General features: G+C 68.9%; 2 protein-coding genes. Both read left to right on the top strand.

Annotated features, from left to right (window positions below):
• The first annotated feature begins 569 nt into the window (after positions 1 to 569).
• Positions 570 to 1,808 (top strand): peptidase M50, encoded by a 1,239-nt coding sequence (locus U9977_RS26235; RefSeq protein WP_322751954.1) that lies wholly within the window; start codon positions 570 to 572, stop codon positions 1,806 to 1,808.
• Between the two features lie 135 nt (positions 1,809 to 1,943).
• Positions 1,944 to 2,834: a PfkB family carbohydrate kinase gene (locus tag U9977_RS26230; protein WP_322751953.1), complete on the top strand. Its 891-nt coding sequence runs from the start codon at positions 1,944 to 1,946 to the stop codon at positions 2,832 to 2,834.
• The last annotated feature ends 134 nt before the right edge of the window (positions 2,835 to 2,968 follow it).

The raw sequence follows: 2,968 nt of genomic DNA, 5'->3' as shown, positions 1-2,968 counted from the left end.
TCGGGCAATTGTGACGGGGCGCCCGAGTGTAGCGCGTAACGTCATCGTCTCGCCACTCACCGACAGCTTTCATGGCCGTGATCTACCTGCGGGCTGTGGGGCGGGACCGGGTCGCCGGGTCGCCTGTTGATGATTTTTCGAGGTTTGTACGCTGAAAGTGGCCTTGTTGATCGCACAAAGCTCGAAAAATCATTTCCGGCGGCTGGATGTCGGCTCGATGTCAGGCGGACGGTCAGCCGTGCGTAGTCGACGACGGGCCCGGGCAGCCAGTCGAGCAGCGCGGCCGTGTCGCGGCGGTGTCGCGACCGGTGTGGCGACCGGTTCCGGGGCCGGCGTCGAGGGCTGTGGCATTCCCGGCCTGCGCCAGCCGCGCGAAGGTGCGCCGGCCCTTTGGCGCCCTGGATACCTGCCGGTCAGTGGATTCCTGAAGGTCGGTAAGGAGACTTCTTATCAATTTCCCGGGTCCGGGATGGTGTGGGCGGGCCGGATATCGGGCAACCTTGAGACGAGTTTCATAACGCAATCTTTGTCACAGCTTGCGGCCGCGACGGAAAGGGGATCGAACGGTCATGACCGCCGATCATGCGCCGATGGGAACGGTACGCACTCCGGTCTCGGTGCGCCCCGGGGTGGCTGTGACCATTGGCTTCCTGACCATCCTGCTGGGCGCCTTCACACTTCCCGCCGCGGTGCCGGACCGGCCGTCGGTCGCGTACCTGTCGGCCGGCCTTGCCGGAGCAGCGCTCCTCCTCGGCCTGTTGCTGGCCGCCGACCTCGCCCGGGCCGCCGTCGCTCGCCGGGCCGGCGTCCAGGTGGACGGGATCACGGTCGGCGCCTTCGGTAGTCGGCTGCGCGCCGCCACCGCCGGCATCAACGAACCTCGGACGGGAGCCCGCATCGCCTGTGTCGGGTTGGCCGTCAGCGGGCTCGGTGGCGCGGGCCTGGTCACCCTGGGATGGCTCGCCCCGGGCGGCAGCCTGGCGCTGGCCGGCAGCGTCGGGCTCTGGGTCGGTGGCCTCGCGCTTCTGATCACCCTGTCGGAGCTGCTGCCCGCCCCGCGCACCGGAGGTGGGCGCCTGCTCGCGGCGCTGGTGTACCGGCGGACCGGCAGCCGTGAACGCGCGGACGCGGCAGCCGCCAGGGCCGGAGTGATCACTGGTTGGATCCTGATCGCCTCAGGTGCAGCGTTGATCTTCCTGGCAGGCGCAATGGGCCTGTGGGTCGCCTTGCTCGGGTGGCTCGCGCTCGGCTCGGGCCGGGTGGAACAGTCCCGGCTGCGGACGAACAGGGCGCTCGCGGGCGTCCGCGTCGGGGATGTGATGGGGCCCGCACCCGAGGTGGTGCCCGGTTGGCGGACGGTGTCCGCGGTCGTCGAGGACATGGCCGACCAGGTGGTACCCGCGTCCGGGCAGGTGGTGTTCGCCGTGGTCGATTTCGACGGCGGCCTCGCCGGCGTCGCACACCTGCGCGATCTTGCCGCGGTGCCGCTCGACGACCGCGGCTTGACCCGGGTGACGAAGGTCAGCGTCCCGATGGCCGCGGTGCCCACGACCACACCGAACGAGCTTCTGAGCGATCTGCTCCCGCGGCTGGCCGAGCGTCCGGCCGCCGGGTGCGCCCTGGTGCTGGACGACGGTGTAGGTGACGGCACTGTGCTGGACGGCGGTGTCGGCAGGCCACGGCTGATCGGCACGGTCGGCTACGCGGAAATTGCCCGAGCGCTGGCGACCGTCGCGCTGGTGCCCACGGGTACGGCACCGGCGCCGGTGCCGGCGCGGGATTGCGGGCCGCGAAACGGCCGCCCCTGATCCTTTCAGTTTCAGCCGCATCCCCCGTGCTCGCCTTCTGTGCTCGCCTTCTGTGCTTGACGGATGGGCACGCAGCGGCGCAGGAGCCTACCTGGGCAGCTGGGAGCGCAGAGTCCCGCGAGTAATGTTGCGGCCATGACGATCAGGAGCGCCGAGGCGTTGGTCAGTGGTCCACCTGTTGATTACCTGGCAGTGGGGAACCCGACCCTCGACGTCCGGCCCGATTCGTCGCTCGCGGTCGGTGGAAGTGTGGTCTACGCCATCATCCAGGCGGCGCGCCTCGGCTTGTGCGTTGCGGGACTCGGGCGCGGTTGTGCTCCGGAACTGGTACCGGTGTGGATGCCGTTTGCCACCGAGGCGTTCCTCTACATCCAGCCGTCGGCGGACACGACGCGGTTCCGCAACGAAAGCATGGACGGCCGCCGGACCCAGTGGCTGGAAAAATCCGCAGGCTCGGTGTCCGGCCTTGACCGGATTCCCGAAACTCGGGTACTGCACCTGGCTCCCGTCGCGCGGGAAATCGTCATCGAGGAGGCCGTCCGGGCACAAGCGCGGGGCCTTCTCGGCCTGACCCCGCAGGGGCTGATCCGTTCCTGGGACGAACATGGTCTCGTCCACCATCAGCCCTTGGAGATCGACGGCCCGACCGCGGCCAGGCTCGATGTGGTGGTGTTCGCGGACTATGAGGCGCCGTACCTGAAAGGCGTGGCGCAGGCGGTGCGGCGGGCCGGCGGCATCGTCGTGGTCACCAGGGGTGCCGGCGGATGTGAGGTGCTGCTGGCGACCGGCACGCAGGAGTTCCCCGCCATCGAGACGTCCCAGCTCGTCGACGACACCGGGGCCGGTGACGTGTTCGCCAGCGCGTTGTTCATCGCGTTGGACGGCGGGAGCACGGTCAGCGAGGCGGTCCGGTTCGCGGCGGCGGCAGCCGCCCTGAGTATCGAGGGGATCGGTCCGCGGGCGATCGCTTCCCGTGAGGAGATCGACAAGCTGGCCGGCCAGGACAGCTCTCTCGCGTTCCCCTGACCGGATCGCGTCTGCCAGGGCACCCTTCCCTAGTCCATTCCGTAGTCAACAGTGTTGACGACTCCTACCGTCCATGATCTTGATGGGATGTCCGTAGGAAATTGTCTTCGTGTGTTATGGGTGTGGCCCGATGG

The organism is Protofrankia sp. Cas8 (assembly GCF_963555845.1).
Classification (GTDB): domain Bacteria; phylum Actinomycetota; class Actinomycetes; order Frankiales; family Frankiaceae; genus Protofrankia.
The sequence above is the reverse complement of the archived record's forward strand: the minus strand, read 5'-3'. Positions and strand labels throughout refer to the sequence as shown.